We start from the raw sequence: 18640 nt of genomic DNA, 5'->3' as shown, positions 1-18640 counted from the left end.
CCGGCAGCGACGACTGTTTATAAATGAATGTGCGGTGCTGTGCGGTGGCGCGCCTCCGAGCGCCCAATGGGCGCGAGGAGCCCGCGAGGGACGCCGCGAGCGCCTTGTAAAGGCGCGACGCGGCGAGGCTGGGGAGGTGTGAGGCTGCGGTGCGGAGCGGTTCGGGTGGGACTCAAAGGGGCAGCCGCGAGGCGGGCGCAGGCGACGTAAGCACCGCAATGAGCGAGTGAAACGAGCGATTGAGGAGCACAGCGAGCGTGCGCCCGCCTCGCGGCTGGGGCTTTGTGAGTGGTTACCGCGCCAGCAACGATCATTTATAAGCGAGCGGCTGGGGCTTTGTGAGTGGTTACCGCGCCAGCAACGATCATTTATAAGCGAGCGGCTGGGGCTTTGTGAGTGGTTACCGCGCCAGCTACAATCACTTATAAACACTCATCGCCAGAAACACAGCGATTCACCGCGCCAGCAACGATATATAAACAGCCGCCAACAATACCACTTGTTCACTTATAAAAGACCACACCTCCGAATGGACTTACTTACTCCCGAAATCGGTCAGGAGGTCCCGCTCAGCGGCCGGCTGTACGGTGCGAACGTATCGAGAGCGGTGCTATTGGATTGCACCGAGGGTCACGCGGTGTGCTGAATAGGGCGCGTATACAACGTGAAACGATCGCTCAGAAGGGACGGTTCCCACATACCTACTTAACTCCGGGTGCCCTCGGAGTTGACATGTATGAGCGGAATGGGTGACCTGATCCGCGTCCTTCATGTCGATGATGAGCCGAGTCTGAGCGACGTGGTTGGGTCGTTTCTGGAACGAGAGGATGACCGAATCTCGGTTCAAACCGCGACGAACGCCGACGAAGGACTGGAGATCCTGTCCACAGACAGTTTCGATTGTATCGTCTCGGACTACGATATGCCCGGCCAGAACGGCATTGAGTTCCTCAAAACCGTCCGAGAAACCTATCCGGATCTCCCATTTATTCTCTATACGGGCAAGGGGTCGGAGGAAGTCGCTAGTGAGGCCATTTCCGCCGGGGTAACCGATTATCTCCAGAAAGAGAGCGGCACGGAGCAGTACGCGATCTTAGCGAACCGCATCACGAACGCCGTCGCCCAAACCCGTGCCGTACAGGAAGTCTCACAAACGCGAGCGTACTTCGGGACAATCCTCGAACACGCGTCGGATTACGTGATGGTCGTCGACGAAAACGCACGGGTCGACTATATCTCGCCAGCCGTCGAGCGGGTGTTGGGCTACACGCCCGATGAGCTGGAGGGTGGCAATACATTCGACCGCGTCAAGCCGGAAGATCGGTCGATCGCGTCGGAAGCGTTCGCCGACGCGCTTGAACACCCAGACCAAGAGCACTCCGTCGAGTTTCGCGTCCGCCACGCTGACGGATCGTGGCGGTGGCTCGAGGTGCGAGGACGGAACCGCCTCAGTGACCCGGTAATCGAGGGCATCGTCGTGAGCGTCCACGACGTCACCGAGCGGAAAGCCCGTCAACAGGAACTCCGCAAGAAAGAACGTCGCTATCAGGCGGTGTTCAACGATCCGAACATCCTCGTCGGAATGCTCGACACCGATGGAACCGTCCTCGACATCAACGAGACGGCCATGGAGTATGTCGAGTCCGACGTTGAAGATATCACAGGCGAGCCGTTCTGGAAGACACCGTGGTTCACGAGCGACGAAACGGTCCAACAGGAAGTCCGCGGATGGATCGACAAGGCGGCCGCTGGCGAGTACGTCGAGTTCGAGCTCGATCTCTCCGAATCGGTTGACGAGCGACTCGTCGTCAGCGGCGTGTTCCGACCCGTGAGAAACGACGACGGCGAGGTCGTCTCTCTGCTGATATCCGACCGTGACATCACCGAGCAGAAAGAACACGAACAGAAACGCCAGCAGATCATCGACCGCATGAACGATGCCGTCATCGAAGTCGATCCCGAGTGGCGAATCGCGTCGGTCAACGAACGAACTGAGGACTATACGGGGGTGGACGAATCAGAACTTCTTGACCGGGACTTCTGGCGCGTATTCCCAGACGCCCGAGGGACACGCTTCGAGGACGAATACCGTCGTGCGATGGACACGCGGGAGCCGGTCTCGATTGAGGGGTACTATACCGGTCTCGAGGAGTGGTTCGATATCAACGTATACCCCAATCGCGATGGCGGAGTCTCCTTTTACTTCCGCCAGATCACTGAATACAAGGAACGTGAGCGACGGCTGGAGCTGTATGAGAAAATCGTCGAAACGATGGACGATGTCGCGTTCGTCGTCAACGACGAGTGGACCGTCGAGTTCGCCAACGAGTCGATTTTAGGGTACGTTGATGGCCCCCTCGACGCCCTCGAAGGACACCCGGTGATGCGCCTTGCCGAGGAGTACCTCGTCGAAGCGGACGCTCCCGCTCTGTTCGAACGGGCACTCGAACGCACGTTCGAACGGGAGCGTCCCTCGGGTTCGCCGGAGCGGTTGGAACTGACGCTCGATGCGGACGGCGAAGAGGTGACGTTCGAATACCAATTCTCCCCGTTCGTTGCTGACGGAGAGACGAGCGCCGTGGTCGTTACGATGCGGGATATCGCCGAGCGCAAGCGGCAAGAGGAGCGGTTTCAGGCGTTTATCGAACACTCGACGGACATCATCTCCGTTCTCGATCCGGACGGAACCTACCGCTATCAAAGCCCATCGAGCGAGCGCATCATCGGGTACGAGTCCGAGGAGTTGCTCGGCGAGACCGCGTTCGAATACGTCCATCCGGACGACCGCGACGATGTGATGGAAACGTTCAGCGAGGCGGTCGTCGATCCGGAGATGACGCCGACCATCGAATATCGGTTCAAGCACGAGGACGGGTCGTGGCGGTGGTTCGAATCGATCGGCAACAATCAGTTGGCCAACCCTGCCATCGATGGGTTCGTCGTGAACAGCCGGGACGTCACTGAGCGAAAGCGGCGGATGCGGGAAATTGAGACGCTCAAGGAACGTCTCGAATTCGCGATCGAAGGCGCGAACCTCGGCGTGTGGGATTGGGATATGACATCCGATGAAGTGGCGTTCAACGACCAGTGGGCCGAGATGCTCGGGTACACGTTCGAGGAACTCGAGTCACACGTCCGTACGTGGGAGACGCGCGTTCATCCCGATGATCGTGATGAGGTCAACGATGCACTCGATGCGCATATCGACCAGCAAACGGAGTACTACGACACCGAACACCGAATGCGAACCGCTGACGGTGAGTGGAAATGGATTCGGGATCTCGGCAAAATCGTTGAGCGAGACGAGGACGGTGAGCCAATCCGTGCCGTCGGAATTCACCTCGATATAGACGAGTCCAAGCAGTACCAGCGGGAACTCGAACGGAAAACCGAGGAGCTGGAAGAGCTGACAACCCGACTTGAAGCGCAGTATCAGACCTTATTCGAGGAGGCTCCCGTGATGGCGGTCGTCACGCGCTCGGAGGACGGCCGGCCGATTATCGAGGACTGCAACAACCAGTTCGCAGAAACGCTTGGATTCGAAACAGAGGCACTCATCGGAACCGAACTCGCGGAACGCTACACGCCCGACTCCCGGGAGGCGCTGATCGAAGGTAGTGGATACGAACGGTCCTTGAAGGGTGAATTCACCAGAGAGCCCCGTGAGTTGGTGGCTGCTGACGGTGAGATCGTGGAGACGGTGTTGCGGGCAGTCCCCCGAAAGGACGCAGCGAGTGAGGTCGTCGGCACGATGGCGATGTACATCGATATCACGGAGCGCGAGGAAGTAAAGCGGGCTAATGAGCGTCTCGAGGAGTTCGCTAGTATCGTCTCACACGATCTTCGGAATCCGTTGAACGTCGCTTCAGGGCGTCTGGAATTAGCGCGTGAGGACTGTGAGAGCCAACACCTGGAGGATATCGAGCGAGCGCACGTCCGGATGGAGACGCTCATTGACGATCTGCTCACGCTGGCTCGTGAGGGAGCGGGCACGGCCGATACGAAAGCGGTCGATTTCGCAGCCGTCGTAGCGGAGTGTTGGGAAATCGTTGATACAAACGAGGCCTCGCTTATTCTCGAATGTGATCGGACGATAGTGGCCGATGAACCTCGGCTCAAACAACTTTTCGAGAATCTCATTCGAAATGCGGTCGAACACGGTGGCAGTACTGTGACCGTAACGGTCGGCGAACTGGAGGACGGCTTCTACTTCGAGGATGATGGGCCGGGGATTCCGGAAGGTGAAGCTGAGACCGTGTTTGAGGTGGGATATTCAACGAATGCCGAGGGTACCGGGTTCGGACTGAGTATCGTGAAACAAATTGTTAAGGCCCACGATTGGGAGATCCGCGTTATTAGTGGCTCGGAGGGTGGCGCTCGTTTCGAGATCACGGGCGTTGAATTCAGTTCGTAATACAGAGGGACCAGAGACTGTGCTACGTGTACCTCCTGTATTGACCGCACCCGGGGCGATATGTGACATTCGTTGAGAGTTTCAATAGAGCCGGATACTCCCGAATAGGATATTATTCGAGTGCTCTCCGGATAAGAACGCTCTTCACACTCGGGCGTCGACCGACTCGGTATGCCCAAGATAAGCGTCGAGATTCCGGGCGAACTCCTCGACGACCTCGACGAGCACGTCGGCGACGACGGGAAGTTCGTGAACCGTAGCGACGCCGTTCGCGCGTCGATCCGCAAGACGCTGGACGTGCTCGACGAGATCGACGCGCGTCACGATCGGCTCGACCCAGACAGCACCGACCACGACAGTGAGGCGAGCGATGAGTGAGCGCACGCGGACCGAGACCGCGGGGAGCAACGGCCCCTTCGCTGTCGATCCGCTCGACCGTTCCGCGGTGGCGGCGGTCGGGCTGATCACCCTGTTCGTCGTCGCGCTCGCGACCGCACAGCTCACCGCCGCGAAGGTGATCGCGCTCCCGCTCCCGTTCGGACTCCCCGTGGTCGGCCCCGAGATCACCCTTCCGGGGGCCGCGCTCGCGTACGCGCTCACCTTCCTCGCGTCCGACTGCTACGCCGAGCTGTACGGCCGCCGCGCGACGCAGGTCGTGGTCAACGTCGCGTTCCTCGCGAACTTCCTCGTGCTGGCGCTCGTCTGGTCGACGCTCGCCGCCCCGGGCGTCGATCCCGAGATCGCCGCCGCCTTCGACACCGCGCTCGGCCCCGCGACGAACGTCGTGGCCGGGAGCCTGCTGGCGTACGTGGTCAGCCAGAACTGGGACGTGTTCGTCTTCCACGCGATCCGGGACCGGACCGGTCCCGGGATGCTGTGGCTCCGCAACATCGCCTCGACCGCCTCCAGCCAGGCGATCGACACCGCGATCTTCGTCGGTGTCGCCTTCTTCGCCGCGCCGGTCCTGCTCGGCGTCGGTGACCCCCTCCCGCCGGCCGTCCTCCTCGCGCTCGGCCTCGGACAGTACCTCCTCAAGCTCGGAATTGCCGTCCTCGACACCCCGATCGTCTACCTCATCGTCGGCGCGGTCCGTCGAGAGTAGCCGGGCGGAACCGACCGATCGGGCCAGCCGGGCGGTCAGTCGACCGCCAGCGCCCGCGCGGCGCGCTCGGGCAGGCTCGCGGGGACGCGCTCGAACGACCCGCCGGCGTCCCGAGTCCGGTAGAGTCCGCGGTCGTGGAGCGCCCAGATCTCCCCGTCTTCCCGCCCGCTCGCGAGGACCGCTCGGTACGTCCCCGTGCCGGTCGGCATCCCGCGATCGTCCAGTCGCTCGAATCTGGGGCCGCTCGTCTCCGACCGTTCGCCGCTCGCCACCCGCCGATAGAGGTACGCCTCGCCACGGCTGTGGGCCGCGCCGGGCCCGGACGCCGCGCTCACCAGGGCCGTCTCCGGGTCGCCGGGGTCGACCGCGAGCCCCCAGACGTAGCCGTGGTCGAGGTCCCGATCGACGACGCGCCACGACTCTCCCCGGTCGTCGCTCTCGGCGAACCCGTCGCCGGCCGCCGCGTACACGCGGTCCGGCGCGCCCGGATGCGTCGCGAGCGCGTGGTTGTCACGGCGCGAGCCCGGGGGACGGTCGATCCACGTCTCGCCGCCGTCCGGCGTGACGAGGAGCGCGCCGGCCTCGACGCCGACGAACCACCGGTCCGGGTCGGCGGGGCACGGCTCGATCCAGCGGACGTGGTGCGTCTCCGGCCGCGGCGGGAACGACCACTCTCCGGCCGACGGAACGCCGGTCAGGCCAGGGACGAGATCGGCCGTCACCCCGCCGTCGGCCGATCGATAGATCCGCGAAGGCTCCGTCCCGATCCAGACGACCGACGGGTCGTGTGGACTCGTCGCCACCGCGGTGATCGCGTCGAGTCCCGACCCGCTCGATCCCGACTCTCCCGATCCCGACCCGCCCGGTCCCGGCCCGCCCGGTCCCGGCCCGTCCGGACCCAGCGTGTCGGCGGCGACCCGCTCGAACGTCTTCCCGCCGTCGACGGAGCGGAACAGCCCGGCGTCGGCGGTACCCGCGAGCACACGCGGTCCGGCGGCCCCGGCGGCCCCGGCGGTCTCGGCGGTTCCAGCGGTGGCGCTCGAAGCGACCGAGAGGCACTCGACCGCGCGGTCCGCCAGCCGAACGGAGACGCCGCCCGTCTCGGGGTCGACGATCCGAAGCCCGTCGTCGTAGGCCGCATAGACACGTGCGCACATGTCACGAGGTACGGCGCGCGTCGGCAAAAGCGTTCCACGGGCGGAAGAGACTTACCGAGGGGAGTCGTGTGAACGATACGCATGGATCTCCGCGTGCAGGGGGATGTTCCCCCCGACCCGTTTCTCGGTGCCGCCGACCTGTTCGAGACCGAGTGCTCCCTCGACGACCCCGTTCGCGTGACGGTGCGCGAGGACCCCGACGAGCGGACGTGGGCCGGCCACTACGAGGACTATCACGTCCTGAACGTCTCGAAACGCGCCGCGACCAGCGCGATGGCCCGCGAACTGGCCGTCCACGAGCTCTCGCACATGGCCCGCTACGAGGAGGGCCACGCCTCCCACGTTCAGTCGACGGAGGAAGCCCTGTACGTAGGTCTCGCCGGCGAGCGCGTCGAGCGTCGCAAGCTCGCGCACTGTTACCAGATCGCAAACCACATGAAGGACATCTACGCCGACGACATCACGCTCTCGGTCGCGCCCGCGGACAAGCTCCTCGGCTTCCTCGAGTCCACCCTCGCGGCCGCGGTCGCCGACAGACCGACCGTCGCGCGGGACGGCTCTCCGCCCGTCACCGCCGGAGCCGACCCGGAGATCACCGCCGTCAACGCCGCCTTCGCGCTCGCGTTGGTCGAGCGTCACGACATCGCCGGCTCCGACCACCGGATCTACGACCTCGCACGCGTCGCTGGCAGCGACACCGATGCCGTCGACGTCGACGCGTTCAAGGAGCGCTTCCTCGCGCTCGGCCCCGATCCCTCCGAGAGCGATTACCGGAAGGCGCTCGTCGCCGCCACCCGCGCGTACGCTATTTAAATACTCCCACGAGATTCTACTCCCGCGAGATTCGCTCACAGCGCCGCCAAGTTGGAGACGACACTCACGCGACAACGACGGTTGCTTATAAGTGATCGAAGCGGTGCTGTGGCGTGCGCCGGTGAGCGGCCCGGAAGGCCGCGAGCCGCCCGCACGAGGGACGCCGCGAGCGCCTTATAAAGGCGCGAAGCGGCGAGGTTGGGGAGGCGTGAGGTGCGGGGCTGTGCGGTCGGGGTGGGACTCAAAGGGGCAGTCGTGAGGTGGGCGCAGGCGACGTAAGCACCGCAAAGAGCGAGTGAAACGAGCGATTGAGGAGCGCAGCAAGCGTGCGCCCACCTCACGGCTGGGGCTTTGTGAGTGTTCTCCGCGGTGTCAACTATTTATAAGTAAACGGCTGGGGCTTTGTGAGTGTTCTCCGCGGTGTCAACTATTTATAAGTAAACGGCTGGGGCTTTGTGAGTGTTCTCCGCGTCGTCGACGACAACGATCCCGTATAACCGAGCGGCTGGGGGCACTGAATACGATTTCCACCCCACCGACGAAGCCACTTATAAATAATCGACCGGAATCGCGACGGTTGCACCCACGTAACCGTCAGCGACATACAAAAGGCCGCCAGCGACGACGCCCGTCACAGAGACTTCCTACGCCGCGTCGTCGGGGGGCGTCTCCGCCTCGCCCGCTTCGTCGTCCGCGACCACCTCGCCGCCGCCGGCGACGTCGAGCACCGTCACTCGCGCGGACATGATCCGAGTGTTGTCCACGCGCTCGATCCGGATGCGGACACCGTCGAACTCGATCTCCTCGCCCTCCTCGACGAGCCGTCCGGCGCGGTTGAACACGAAGCCGGCGAGCGTCTCGAACTCCTCGCCCTCGGGTAAATCGATGTCGAGCAAGTCGTTGACCTCGTCGATGTTCACCTCGCCCTGGACAACCGCGACGTTCTCCTCGATGAACTCCACGGGCGCTGACTCGTCGCCCTCTAAGATCTCGCCGACGATCTCCTCAACCATGTCCTCGAGGGTGATGATCCCCTCCGTGGTGCCGAACTCGTCGATAACGGTGACCATCTGGAGGCGGTTGTCCTGCATCTCCGCGAGCAGTTCGTCGGCGTTCTTCGACTCGGGGACGTGTAGGGTGGGCTTGACGACGCGCTCCAGCGAGGGCTCGCCTTCGGAGTAGCGCAGTTCGCGGACGAGGTCCCGGACCGTCACGACGCCGATGATGTTGTCGAGGTTCCCCTCGTAGACGGGGACGCGCTCGTGGTCGGCCTGGATGCACGTCTCGATAGCCTCCTCGACGCTCGACTCCTTGGCGACCGCCGTGACGTCGAGCCGCGGCGTCATCACCTCCTTGGCGATAGTGTTGTTGAACCGGAAGATGCGGTCGAGCATCTCCCGTTCCTCCTCCTCGATAACGCCCTCGCGCTCACCCGTCTCGATGATGTCCTGGATCTCGTCACGGGTGACGTAGGTGGACTCGATCGCCGCCGACCCGCCGATGACCTTGTTGAGTCCCTTGACGATGTAGTCGAACAGGACGACGAGCGGGTACAGCGCGTACTCCGAGAGCTTCAGCGGGCGCGCGATTCGGAGCGCCCACGATTCGGTGTTCTCGACGGCGTACGACTTCGGCGCGCTCTCGCCGAATATCAGCACCAGCGTGGTGATTCCCAAGGTCGTCGCCAGGACGGCCTGCCCCCGCGAGAGGTACATCGCGAACAGCGCGGTCGCGATGGAAGTCATCGCGACGTTGACGATGTTGTTACCGACGAGGATCGTCACCAGCAGCCGGTGGGGGTTCTCCGTCATGCTGCGGATCGTCTTCGCCCCCGTGACTCCCTCGTCGACGAGACTGTCGACGCGGTGTTGCGGCAGGGAGAACATCGCGATCTCGGAGGAGGAGAAGAACGCCGAGAGGCCGACCAGCACGAGGATCGCGACGATACCGAGGATAGTTATCGTGTTGTCCCCCGGCATCGGCAGTTGCAGCAGATCGGCCGCCAGCGTGCTCGACGACAAGCCCATGTTCATTCACCTTCTGGCGGCCCAGGGTTAAAGGATTACTTTCGCCCCCTCGGCGAGACCGGGCGCGGGGAGCGACGCGCGTGCAAACGAGTCGCGAATTGTCACGCGCCTGCCGGCAAACTGTGGAGTGCGACGCACGTGCCGTCGCCGATACGGTTACACGTCCCCCGTCCGAACGAACGGATATGACCGAACCACCGATCACCCTGTACCGCCTGCAGGCGTGCCCCTACTGCGAGCGCGTGGTCCGAGCGCTGAACGAACTCGGCGTAGAGTACCGCTCGCGGTACGTCGAGCCGATGCACTCCGAGCGCGACGTCGTCAAGCGCGTCTCCGGCGCTCGAAGCGTCCCGGCGATCGTCGACCCCCAGACCGGCGTGACGATGTCCGAGAGCGCGAATATCGTCGAGTACTTGAGAGGGACGTACGGCGACGCGGCGGCCGACGGGGGGCGCGCAGTCGACGCCGATGGAGGGCGCGCAATCGACGCCGACGGGGGTGCCTGAGATGCCCGAGTTCGACGTCGTCTCCCTACCCGAGACCGACCACGTCGCCGAGGGCGACACCGCGCCCGACTTCACCCGGCCGCTCGTGACCGAGGAGTACTGGGAGGACCGCACGCTCGGCGACGTCGTCGACGGACCGACGCTCCTCCTGTTCCACCCGATGGACGGCGCGTTCCAGGCGACGTACCTCTACAACACGATCGACGAGCGCGGGTGGGCCGACGACGTCGACGTGCTCGGCCTCTCGATCTCGACGCCGTACGCCCACAAGCGCCTGCTCGCCGATCGCGGCGACGGAGCCCGGATCTACGCCGACCCCGGTGCCGGCGTGATCGAGGAGTACGGACTCGCCCACGACATCGACGCCATGACCGGGATCACCGAGACGCGCCCGGCCGTCTTCCTCCTCGACGGCGACCGCACCGTCGCGTTCGCGTGGGTCGCGAGCGAACACCCCGAATTCCCCGACGCGGAGGCGATCGACGACGCGATAGACGCGCTCGTCGACTGAATCGGCGGACCAGCCCGGTCGTCACCGCCGATCGCTCCACCATCGTCCCCCACTCGTCACCCTTTTTCGCGACGCCGCCGTACGAGCGACCGTGACGAACGACAGCGACGACCTCCGGCGGGCGGCCGCGGCCGTCGAACGCGGCGACCTCGTGATTTACCCGACGGAGACAGTGTACGGGCTCGGCGGCGACGCGCTCGATCCCGACGCCGTCGAGCGCGTCTTCGAGTTGAAGGGTCGCGACCGCGGGAAGCCGCTCTCGCTCGGCGTCGCGAGCGTCGACGCCGCGCTACGCTACACTCGGCCCTCCGAGTTCGCGGTCGCGTTCGCCCGGGCTTTCCTCCCCGGGCCGGTGACCGTGGTCGTCGAGCGGGACGACGCGGTCCCGGACGCGCTCACCGCCGGCAGCGACCGCGTCGGGATCCGCGTCCCCGATCACGCGGTCGCCCGCACGCTCCTCCGGGAAGCGGGACCGCTCACCGCGACGAGCGCGAACGTCTCCGGCACCGGCAGCGTCACGCACCTCGACGACCTCGACGACCGGATCCGCGAGGAGGTGGCCATCGTGATCGACGACGGCGAGACGCCGGGCACCGAGAGCACCGTCGTCGACCCCGAGCGCGGAGCGATCCACCGGCGCGGCGCGATGGCGGGTGCCATCGAGGCGTGGCTCGAAGACCCGCCGGTGTGAGCGGCACAAATTTCGAACAGAGCGTCAAAAACTAGCCGGCGACGCCCTCAGACTGTCAACTTGCCCTTTTCGCTGAGGACCTCGATCTCCGCCGCATCGGCCGAATCGACGTCGAGCCAGTGGGGGACGTACTCGCGTTTGTCGTAGGCCTCGCGCTCGTCTTCGGTACCGACGGTGCACCACAGCTGGGGCTCGTCCGGACCGTGCCAGCCGCCCTGCACGTTGATTCCGAAACAGACCAGCTCTTCGCCGTCGTACTCGATCACCGCATCCCGCCGGATCCCGGGGTCGCCGCGAATGATGAGGTGTTGCATACTCCGTCGTTTGCGGGTTCCGTGCTTAATCGCTTCGGTACGGGAGGTCGGCGGCCTCGAAGACTGATGAGACCGTTTGTCGAATCCGATGAGGACATCGGGGGTGCTTTCGAGTACTCGTTCGAGGTCGTAGATGGCGGCTGTAAACACCTGTTCGCGGAGCCCGCGGAACTACGCGCCGCCGAGCGAGACTACGCGGGACCGAAACAGAGGGTTATGCCGACCAAAACTCGCGTTTATCAGGACTATAACCAACGGGGCGACGCCCATCCGATCGGATATGGATCCTGCGACCGTGCAGCAACGAAGCGACGAAATTCTCGACGGGATCGCCGCGGCCGTGGTCGCCGAGCGGTCGACGCTGAAGACCATTTTCGTGGGGTTGCTCTCCGACGGCCACGTCCTGCTCGAGGACGTCCCGGGAACCGGAAAGACGCTCACGGCTCGGTCGTTCGCGAACGTGATCGACGTCTCCTTTTCGCGCATCCAGTTCACCCCCGACCTGCTGCCGTCCGACGTTATCGGCTCGAACATCTTCGACGAGAAGACCCAGAGCTTCGAGTTCCAGCCGGGGCCGGTGTTCGCGAACGTCGTGCTCGCGGACGAGATCAACCGAGCCCCGCCGAAGACCCAGGCGGCGCTCCTGGAGGCGATGGAAGAAGGCCAGGTTACCGTCGACGGCGAGACCCGTCCGCTCCCCGACCCGTTCGTCGTCATCGCCACGCAGAACCCCGTCGAGATGGACGGGACCTTCGAGCTCCCGGCCGCCCAGAAGGACCGGTTCATCGTCAAGACCAGCCTCGGCTACCCCGACCGAGCCGGCGAGCTCGAGCTGATTGACCGCCGCGCAGGTCGAGAGGCCTCCTCGCCGTCGGTCCGGACGGTCTGCTCGCTCGACACGCTCACTAAGCTCCGACGCGTTCCGGAGTCGATTCGCGTGGAGAGCGGCGTTCGGGAGTACCTCGTCGACGTCGCCCGCGCGACCCGAACGGACGAGCGCGTGAACACGGGCGTGTCGCCGCGGGGTATCCAGCGGTTCTTCGAGGTCGTGAGGACCCACGCCGCGCTCATGGGTCGGACCTACGCGACGCCGGACGACGTGAAGGCGATGGCACCGCCCGTGTTGTCCCACCGGATAGTGGTGACCCCCGACGCACGCGTTTCGGGCGTCTCGACGACGGAGATCGTCGACGATATTCTCTTGGATATGCCGGTGCCGCAGCTGCGCGCCTGAGCGGCAGGATCGCGCCCCCCATCGTCCCCGGCCGACCTGCCAACCGACGAGCGTGGGCTATCGATCGGAGCCGAGGACTAAGATTACGCTGCCGACGATGAGCGCGACGAGCGCACCGAACGGGAGGCCGTCGATGCCGAGACGGGCCACCCCGAGCACGACCACGGCGGCACCCACGCCGACGCTCGCGGCGACCCCCACGTGAGCGAGTTCGGCTCGAACGGTTCTCGCACCGCGCTGAACGCCGATCTGCCCACCGACGGACACCGCGTTCTCGCCCGCGTCCCACGCGAGGACCGTCGCGACCGTCGCGAGCAGGAGTGCGATGGTGCCCGCCCCCTGTGTCACCCCCGTCACGAGCACTCCGAGGAACACGAGACCGGTGCCGACGTCTATCAGAGCCCGACACCATCGGAACCGAACCGGCGCAAGCGCCGCGGAGAGCGTCCACAGACCCACGATCCCGGGGAGCAGCTCGATCCGGTGGGTGACCTGCGGGGGTTGCGTGGCCGCCTGTTCCATCGAGACGAGAACGACGAGACCCCCACCGAGCGCGACCAGCGCACCAAAAGCTCCGAGGATCGTCCCGCCGTGACGAACGAATCGTCCACCGATCCCGAAGGCGAGGACGCCGACGACGGCCAGTCGAAGAATATCCCGCTGGAGGGTCGTATCAGCGACGAGCGCCACGGCAACGCTGCCAGCCGCGAGGGCGATGACGCTGCTCGCGACCGCCGGTCGCCGAACGAACCGAGCGGTTGCCCCGTCGGACCCCGTCGTCGATTCCATCGCAGGCGCCGTCATCGGCCCCTCCCCTCGATAGTCGTCATTGCTGCACCCAGCGGCTGGGTGGGTGTCCAGTCGACGGCGGGAATCCCCGCGTTCCGTAGTACGCTCAGCCGATGCGCCCGCTCCAGTTTGGCGAGCCGCCCGCCCGCGGTCTCCGCCGCGGTGACGTCCGGACTGACGACCGTGACGGCGGTCCCACCACTCTCGAACCGCTGGGCGATGCGGGAGGCCTCGTCGTCACACAGCGGCGTGATCAACACGACCTGCGTGTTCGCTCCGAGCTCGGCCCGAATTCTGGACAGCTGGGTGCCGACCGGTACGGCCCCGTCGGGCCCATCGGGCCCGTCGGTCCCATCACCTCTCGCCGCCCAATCGCCGTTTGGGCCGTCTCCAGTGACGATTCGGGACGGGGGTGCCCCGCCCTCACGCTCGGCCGTGCGCGCCGTTTCCGGTGGATCCAGCCTGAAGGCCGGATCCGTCGCCAGCCGATGGTGGAACCGGACCGCGTGATCGCGACAGCTCCGGGGCGGAAGCACGCAAACGTGCCGTCCGAACCCGGCCAGGCCGACCCGGTGATTCGCGTCGAACAGCGCGTCGCCGATACGGTCGGCGGCGTCGATGGCTAGCGCGACTGCGTGGGGTTCGGTCGCGTCCGCGGCCCGATACGACGCGGGTCGTGCGTCCACGCACACCACCACCTCTGCGAGCCGTTCGGTGTGGAACGCCATCGAGGTGAGTTCGCCCGTTCGCGCGTATCGACGCCAGTCGATCCGGTTCGCGGGGTCCCCGCGCTGGTACTTCTCGACGGAGTGGAACTCGATCCCCTCGCCCCCGTCGTCAGTGACCAGCGGGCCTGGATAGTGACCGCTCTGTGCGCGCAGCGGGACGATCGGAACCTCTGCTGCACACTCGAAGGAACTCGCCGCGGTGAGTGAGCGTTCGACCTCTACCGACCCGCTTGCGTCGCGACAGAGCGCAGTCGTCGGCTGGAACACGTGGCGACCCGGGCGCACCCGGAGCTCGTAGCGTATCGTCACCTCGCCACCCGGGAGCAGCGCCGTCGCGCATCGCGGCGATCCGTCCGAAACCGAGAGCATCGCCGGGGTTCCGTCGACGATCCGGAGGTCGGCAAGCGCCGCGTCCCCCTCGTTTGCGATCGTCGTCCGCACGGACACCCTATCCCCGTCCGCCGGTGACACCGGATCTATTTCCCGTCGGATGGACAGATCGGGGTCGGGAATCGCGGTGAGACGAGGGTAGGCGGTGTACGCGCCGGCGAGAGCGCCGACCAGCAACAGCGAGGGTCGTTTCGCGAGGACGCCGACCGCCACCGCGAGAAGCGCGACGGCGGCGATCCCCCGCCAGCGACCGGTCCTCCGAACTGATGACGGTCGTCTCGTCCCGGACGCTGGTTCGACCGTGCCCCCGCCGTCGGTGCTGGCCACGGAGCCCCGTCGGGCCTCCCCGTCAACCACGGTCCGTTCGGGACGCTCCGAACTACCGAACCGGCGACGGAGAGTGGCGATACCGGGCGTCACTGGACCCCCTCCTGAGTTGTCGAGCGCTCGTCCGAGCGGCGGTTAGAAGCTCGGCCGGTGTCCTGGTCCGCGTCCCTGTCCGCGTTCGGGTCCCGATCACTATCCCGGGCCACCGATCGCTCGCCGGTCGTCTTCGCCAAGATGGCGTCAACGGTTCGGTCGGCCGGATCGCCCTCGCGGGTGACCCCCCACGCGGAGAGGGTACCGCCCAGAACTCCGCGTTTCGACGCGGAAAGGTAGGATGCGGCGACGGAGTCGCTCGTCCAGGTGCCCTCGTCGACACGACGCCCGGCGTCGGTCCGCGAACAACCCTCCGCGCGCATCGTCCCCCGGATCGCCGCCTCCCGGAGCCGATGGCGACGACCGTTTGCCGACCGGATGGAGAGGAACCGACTCAGTCGCCCACCACCGGAGCGGTCGAACGACGCACCGGGATACGTCGCCGTCAGGACGCCCTCAACCGCCGGCGGCGTTGCCTCATTGACGCCGCGGACGCGCCGTGCCGCCACGAGGAGCAACGCGAGTCCGATCATCAGAAGCCCGATCACTGCCAGCACCACGTAGTCGCTCCCGAGGGCTTCGACCGCCGCGTCGGTCCGGAGCACGCCCTCCGTCTCCGGGTCGAAGGCGACGAGCAGTCCGACACCGAGCGTCGTGACCCCCACCAGGAGAAGCAGGACGCGGGTCACCCGACCGAGGTGGGAGAGCATCTCCCCGGTGCCGACTCGGTGTGTATCAGCACCGCTCGGGTCGGTCGCGTCGGTCGCGTCGGTCATTTCACACCACCCTCCAGCGCGCGGAGCCCGTCGCGAGCCCGGTCGATCTCCGTGTCGACCGAGCGTCCGCCGTAGTGCACGCGCTCAAACGCAGAGACGATCGACTCGACGGCGTCGTGATCGACGCCTCGAACGCGAGCGAGCGCCCGGCACTCGTCTGGGGTCGTCGTCTCTGGCCGATCCGGATTCAGCCGGCGTATCACCTCCACCCAGGCCCGGTCCACGTCGTGTTCGGGGACCGTCCCGGGCCAGCGTCCGGCCGCCGGTCGCGGCTCGGTTCCAGGAGTCGTTCGGGAGTCGCGCCCGAAGAAGTCGGCCAGAACGTCCCGGTACCGATACGCCAGCGCAGCCACCGCCAAAATCGCCACGATCGGGAGGAGGAGACGGAAGAGTAGACGTAACAGCGCGATCAGGCGGTCGAAGAGCGAGCGTTCATCGGCCGCAGAGCCCGTGTCGGCGGCGGAGCCGGTACCGCTTACAGCGCCGCCTCCCGAGTCATCGGCCGCGTCTCCGTCACTGCCCCCACCTGGCTCACCGTCAGGGTCCCCCACCTCACCTCCGCCCTCGATGGACTCCTGAATCGCGGCCGCGTCGCCCTGGTCTATCGGCAGGCTGTCCCAGTCCGGGTTTATCTCGTCGTCCGGATCGGTCGTCAGGCTCGTCTCCAGCGTCGTCGACGCCACGCTCAACGACGTGATCGCAAACAGCGCTAGCAGCGCCGACAGGAGTTGTGACCGATTCATAAGGCGAGGGACGACGTGGCGGGCTGACAGCCGCTACTCGGCAACGACTCGATGAGGACCAACTGCATTCGCGGAGTGGACACGCCAGAGGGTGTTTAGTATACACACCGTAACGACCCCGAGGCCCTCACGGGATCCATACCGAGGATCGCCGGGGGTCCGAGGATGGCAGGTCGCGGTGACCCGTTCACCCTCCTCGAGGACTATCTGGAGTAGTAGTACTCGCCGTCCCGCTTCTGTGACGTATCGAGCTGCGATCCTGGCTTGTTGATCCGGGGGCGACCCGTCCGCTCGTCGCGTCGGAACGTGATGTCCAGATCGGCGAGGAACTCGTTCATCCCGTCGCGCATGTCCTGTGGCGGCGCGGCGTGCCCGCGCTCGGCCGGCTCGCCGTCGAACACCATCAGACGGTCGGCCAAGAGATCGATCATGTAGATGTCGTGATCGATCACCATCACCGTCGCGTCGTGGTTCTCGGCGTACCGGCGGATCGCCGTCGTCGCGCGGACGCGCTGCTCGACGTCGAGGTGCGCGGAGGGCTCGTCGAGGAGGTACAGGTCGGCGTCCTCGGAGAGACACGCGGCAATGGCGACGCGCTGGCGCTCCCCGCCGGACAGATCGGCGAGGTTCTGCTCCATGATCCGATCGAGCTGAAGCGGCTGGGCGATCTCTGTACTCCAGTAAGAACTGCCGAAGTCGTCGGTGATAGACGAGAGAAACGCGTCCACGCGCATCGGCTGGTCGATCTCGATGTACTGCGGCTTGTACGCGATGTCGAGCGCGAAGTCGAGCGCCCCCATGTCCGGCTCCAACGATCCCGCGAACAGCTTCGCGAGCGTCGACTTCCCGATCCCGTTCGGCCCGACGACGCCGAGTACCTCGGAGCGGTTGATCTCGCCGCCCTCGACGTGGAGTTCGAACTCGCCGTCGCCGTACGACTTCGAGAGGTCCGGGTACTCGACCAGCGTCTCGCTGCGCGAGGAGACCCGCGGGGCGTGCTCCTCGAAGGTGATCGCGGAGGGCCGGATCCGCATGTTCTCGTTGTCGAGGTACCCCTTCAGGTACTCGTTGATCCCGTTTCGGACCGACTTGGGGTCCGTGATGACCCCGTACGCGCCCGGCTCCCCGTACGCGATGTGGAGGGTGTCCGCGAGCAGATCGAGGATGGCGAGGTCGTGTTCGACGACGAGCATCGAGCGCTCGGCGGCGTCGTCGTCCGCGAGCTCTCGGATGAGCCGTGCGACGACCATCCGCTGGCCGATGTCGAGGTACGGCGTGATCTCGTCGAGGAAGTAGAAGTCGGCGTCGCGGGCTAGACACGCGGCGATGGCGACGCGCTGGAGCTCCCCGCCGGAAATTGAGTCGATGTCCTGGTCCATCACCGGACGGATGTTGAGCCGGTCGATCAGCTCGTCGAGCGCGCCGCGCTCGTCCGTGCGCTCCAACAGCTCGCGGGTGTTGCCGTCGAACTGCTTGGGGATCTGGTCGACGTACTGCGGTTTGCGAGCCACGGCGACCTCGCCCTCCTTCAGCGATTCGAGGTAGTTCTGCAGGCCCGTGCCGCGGAATCGATCGAGCACGCGGTCCCAGTCGGCCTCGCTCTCGTGATCGCCGAGGTTCGGGACCATCTCGCCGGCGAGCCCGTGGACCGCCGTCGACTTCCCGATCCCGTTCGGACCGAGGATACCGGTCACGTTGCCGGGCTCGGGCGTCGGAAGCCCGTACAGCGAGAACGCGTTCTCGCCGTAACGGTGGACCGGCTCCTCGTCGAGCTCGGAGGGGAGGTTGATGATCTCGATCGCGTCGAACGGGCACTTTTCGACGCAGATTCCACAGGTCTCGCCGAGGCAGATCTCCTCGGAGATGTGGATCTGGTCCGGGTCGCCCTCGACCGTGTCCTCGCCCCGCTCGGTGATGCATTCCTTTCCGGTCCGGTTCGGCGGACAGTAGTTGGCGCACTCGTAGTTACACCGGTCGGGCTGACACCGATCGAGATCGACGACGGCGATGCTGTCGTCGGCCATC

The 18640-nt window shown here is 65.6% G+C and carries 16 protein-coding genes; 8 read left to right on the top strand and 8 right to left on the bottom strand.

The features are described 5' to 3' along the window. Nucleotides 1-736: 736 nt before the first annotated feature. The 3 genes from ACFQEY_RS01175 (at nucleotide 737) to ACFQEY_RS01165 (ending at nucleotide 5516) form a co-directional block, all read left to right on the top strand. Nucleotides 737-4414 (top strand): PAS domain S-box protein, encoded by a 3678-nt coding sequence (locus ACFQEY_RS01175; protein ID WP_379763966.1) that lies wholly within the window; start codon nucleotides 737-739, stop codon nucleotides 4412-4414. A gap of 171 nt (nucleotides 4415-4585) precedes the next feature. Then, nucleotides 4586-4792 (top strand): ribbon-helix-helix domain-containing protein, encoded by a 207-nt coding sequence (locus ACFQEY_RS01170; protein WP_379763964.1) that lies wholly within the window; start codon nucleotides 4586-4588, stop codon nucleotides 4790-4792. Next, a complete protein-coding gene (locus tag ACFQEY_RS01165) occupies nucleotides 4785-5516 on the top strand; it encodes a queuosine precursor transporter (RefSeq protein WP_379763962.1) in 732 nt (243 codons plus the stop codon). Before ACFQEY_RS01170 ends, ACFQEY_RS01165 begins: the two co-directional genes overlap by 8 nt. 35 nt (nucleotides 5517-5551) lie before the next feature. On the opposite strand, the gene ACFQEY_RS01160 is transcribed toward ACFQEY_RS01165, so the two are convergent. Then, entirely contained in the window at nucleotides 5552-6673 is a 1122-nt protein-coding gene (locus ACFQEY_RS01160; protein ID WP_379763959.1) for a WD40/YVTN/BNR-like repeat-containing protein, read from the bottom strand. 81 nt (nucleotides 6674-6754) lie between these two features. On the opposite strand from ACFQEY_RS01160, the gene ACFQEY_RS01155 reads away from it, so the two are divergent. Beyond that, the gene (locus ACFQEY_RS01155; RefSeq protein ID WP_379763957.1) at nucleotides 6755-7486 is read left to right on the top strand and encodes a DUF5781 family protein; all 732 of its coding nucleotides are present in this window, start codon (nucleotides 6755-6757) and stop codon (nucleotides 7484-7486) included. 644 nt (nucleotides 7487-8130) lie between these two features. Here the strand turns inward: ACFQEY_RS01155 and ACFQEY_RS01150 are convergent. Then, on the bottom strand, nucleotides 8131-9513 hold the full coding sequence (locus ACFQEY_RS01150; RefSeq protein WP_379763955.1) for a hemolysin family protein: 1383 nt from the start codon (nucleotides 9511-9513) through the stop codon (nucleotides 8131-8133). Between the two features lie 185 nt (nucleotides 9514-9698). Here ACFQEY_RS01150 and ACFQEY_RS01145 point away from each other — a divergent pair, with 185 nt between their 5' ends. From ACFQEY_RS01145 to ACFQEY_RS01135, 3 genes are all read left to right on the top strand, one after another. Next, entirely contained in the window at nucleotides 9699-10019 is a 321-nt protein-coding gene (locus ACFQEY_RS01145; protein ID WP_379763952.1) for a glutathione S-transferase N-terminal domain-containing protein, read from the top strand. A 1-nt stretch (nucleotide 10020) separates the two neighbouring features. Next, nucleotides 10021-10530: a redoxin domain-containing protein gene (locus tag ACFQEY_RS01140; RefSeq protein WP_379763950.1), complete on the top strand. Its 510-nt coding sequence runs from the start codon at nucleotides 10021-10023 to the stop codon at nucleotides 10528-10530. Between the two features lie 91 nt (nucleotides 10531-10621). Then, entirely contained in the window at nucleotides 10622-11221 is a 600-nt protein-coding gene (locus ACFQEY_RS01135; protein ID WP_379763948.1) for an L-threonylcarbamoyladenylate synthase, read from the top strand. A gap of 47 nt (nucleotides 11222-11268) precedes the next feature. Here ACFQEY_RS01135 and ACFQEY_RS01130 read toward each other — a convergent pair whose 3' ends face one another. Continuing rightward, complete coding sequence (locus ACFQEY_RS01130; RefSeq protein ID WP_379763945.1) at nucleotides 11269-11535, bottom strand: HAH_0734 family protein; 267 nt, start codon at nucleotides 11533-11535, stop codon at nucleotides 11269-11271. A 280-nt stretch (nucleotides 11536-11815) separates the two neighbouring features. On the opposite strand from ACFQEY_RS01130, the gene ACFQEY_RS01125 reads away from it, so the two are divergent. Further along, the gene (locus ACFQEY_RS01125; protein WP_379763943.1) at nucleotides 11816-12769 is read left to right on the top strand and encodes an AAA family ATPase; all 954 of its coding nucleotides are present in this window, start codon (nucleotides 11816-11818) and stop codon (nucleotides 12767-12769) included. 57 nt (nucleotides 12770-12826) lie between these two features. Here the strand turns inward: ACFQEY_RS01125 and ACFQEY_RS01120 are convergent, their stop codons facing one another. The 5 genes from ACFQEY_RS01120 to ACFQEY_RS01100 all read right to left on the bottom strand — a co-directional run bounded on the left by ACFQEY_RS01120 (nucleotide 12827) and on the right by ACFQEY_RS01100 (nucleotide 18639). Next, nucleotides 12827-13573, bottom strand: coding sequence for a DUF7519 family protein (locus ACFQEY_RS01120; RefSeq protein ID WP_379763941.1), 747 nt, complete (start codon nucleotides 13571-13573; stop codon nucleotides 12827-12829). Further along, nucleotides 13570-15003, bottom strand: coding sequence for a DUF58 domain-containing protein (locus ACFQEY_RS01115; protein WP_379763939.1), 1434 nt, complete (start codon nucleotides 15001-15003; stop codon nucleotides 13570-13572). Before ACFQEY_RS01115 ends, ACFQEY_RS01120 begins: the two co-directional genes overlap by 4 nt. A gap of 89 nt (nucleotides 15004-15092) precedes the next feature. Beyond that, on the bottom strand, nucleotides 15093-15872 hold the full coding sequence (locus ACFQEY_RS01110; RefSeq protein ID WP_379763937.1) for a DUF7269 family protein: 780 nt from the start codon (nucleotides 15870-15872) through the stop codon (nucleotides 15093-15095). Continuing rightward, complete coding sequence (locus ACFQEY_RS01105) at nucleotides 15869-16615, bottom strand: DUF4129 domain-containing protein (protein ID WP_379763935.1); 747 nt, start codon at nucleotides 16613-16615, stop codon at nucleotides 15869-15871. The genes ACFQEY_RS01110 and ACFQEY_RS01105 overlap by 4 nt, the downstream gene beginning before the upstream one ends. Nucleotides 16616-16818: 203 nt before the next feature. Beyond that, the gene (locus ACFQEY_RS01100) at nucleotides 16819-18639 is read right to left on the bottom strand and encodes a ribosome biogenesis/translation initiation ATPase RLI (protein ID WP_379763934.1); all 1821 of its coding nucleotides are present in this window, start codon (nucleotides 18637-18639) and stop codon (nucleotides 16819-16821) included. Between the last annotated feature and the right edge of the window lies 1 nt (nucleotide 18640).

Origin of the sequence: Halorubrum trueperi (assembly GCF_042662525.1) — an archaeon.
GTDB lineage: Archaea > Halobacteriota > Halobacteria > Halobacteriales > Haloferacaceae > Halorubrum > Halorubrum trueperi.
This window is presented reverse-complemented; position numbering and strand designations above follow the sequence as displayed.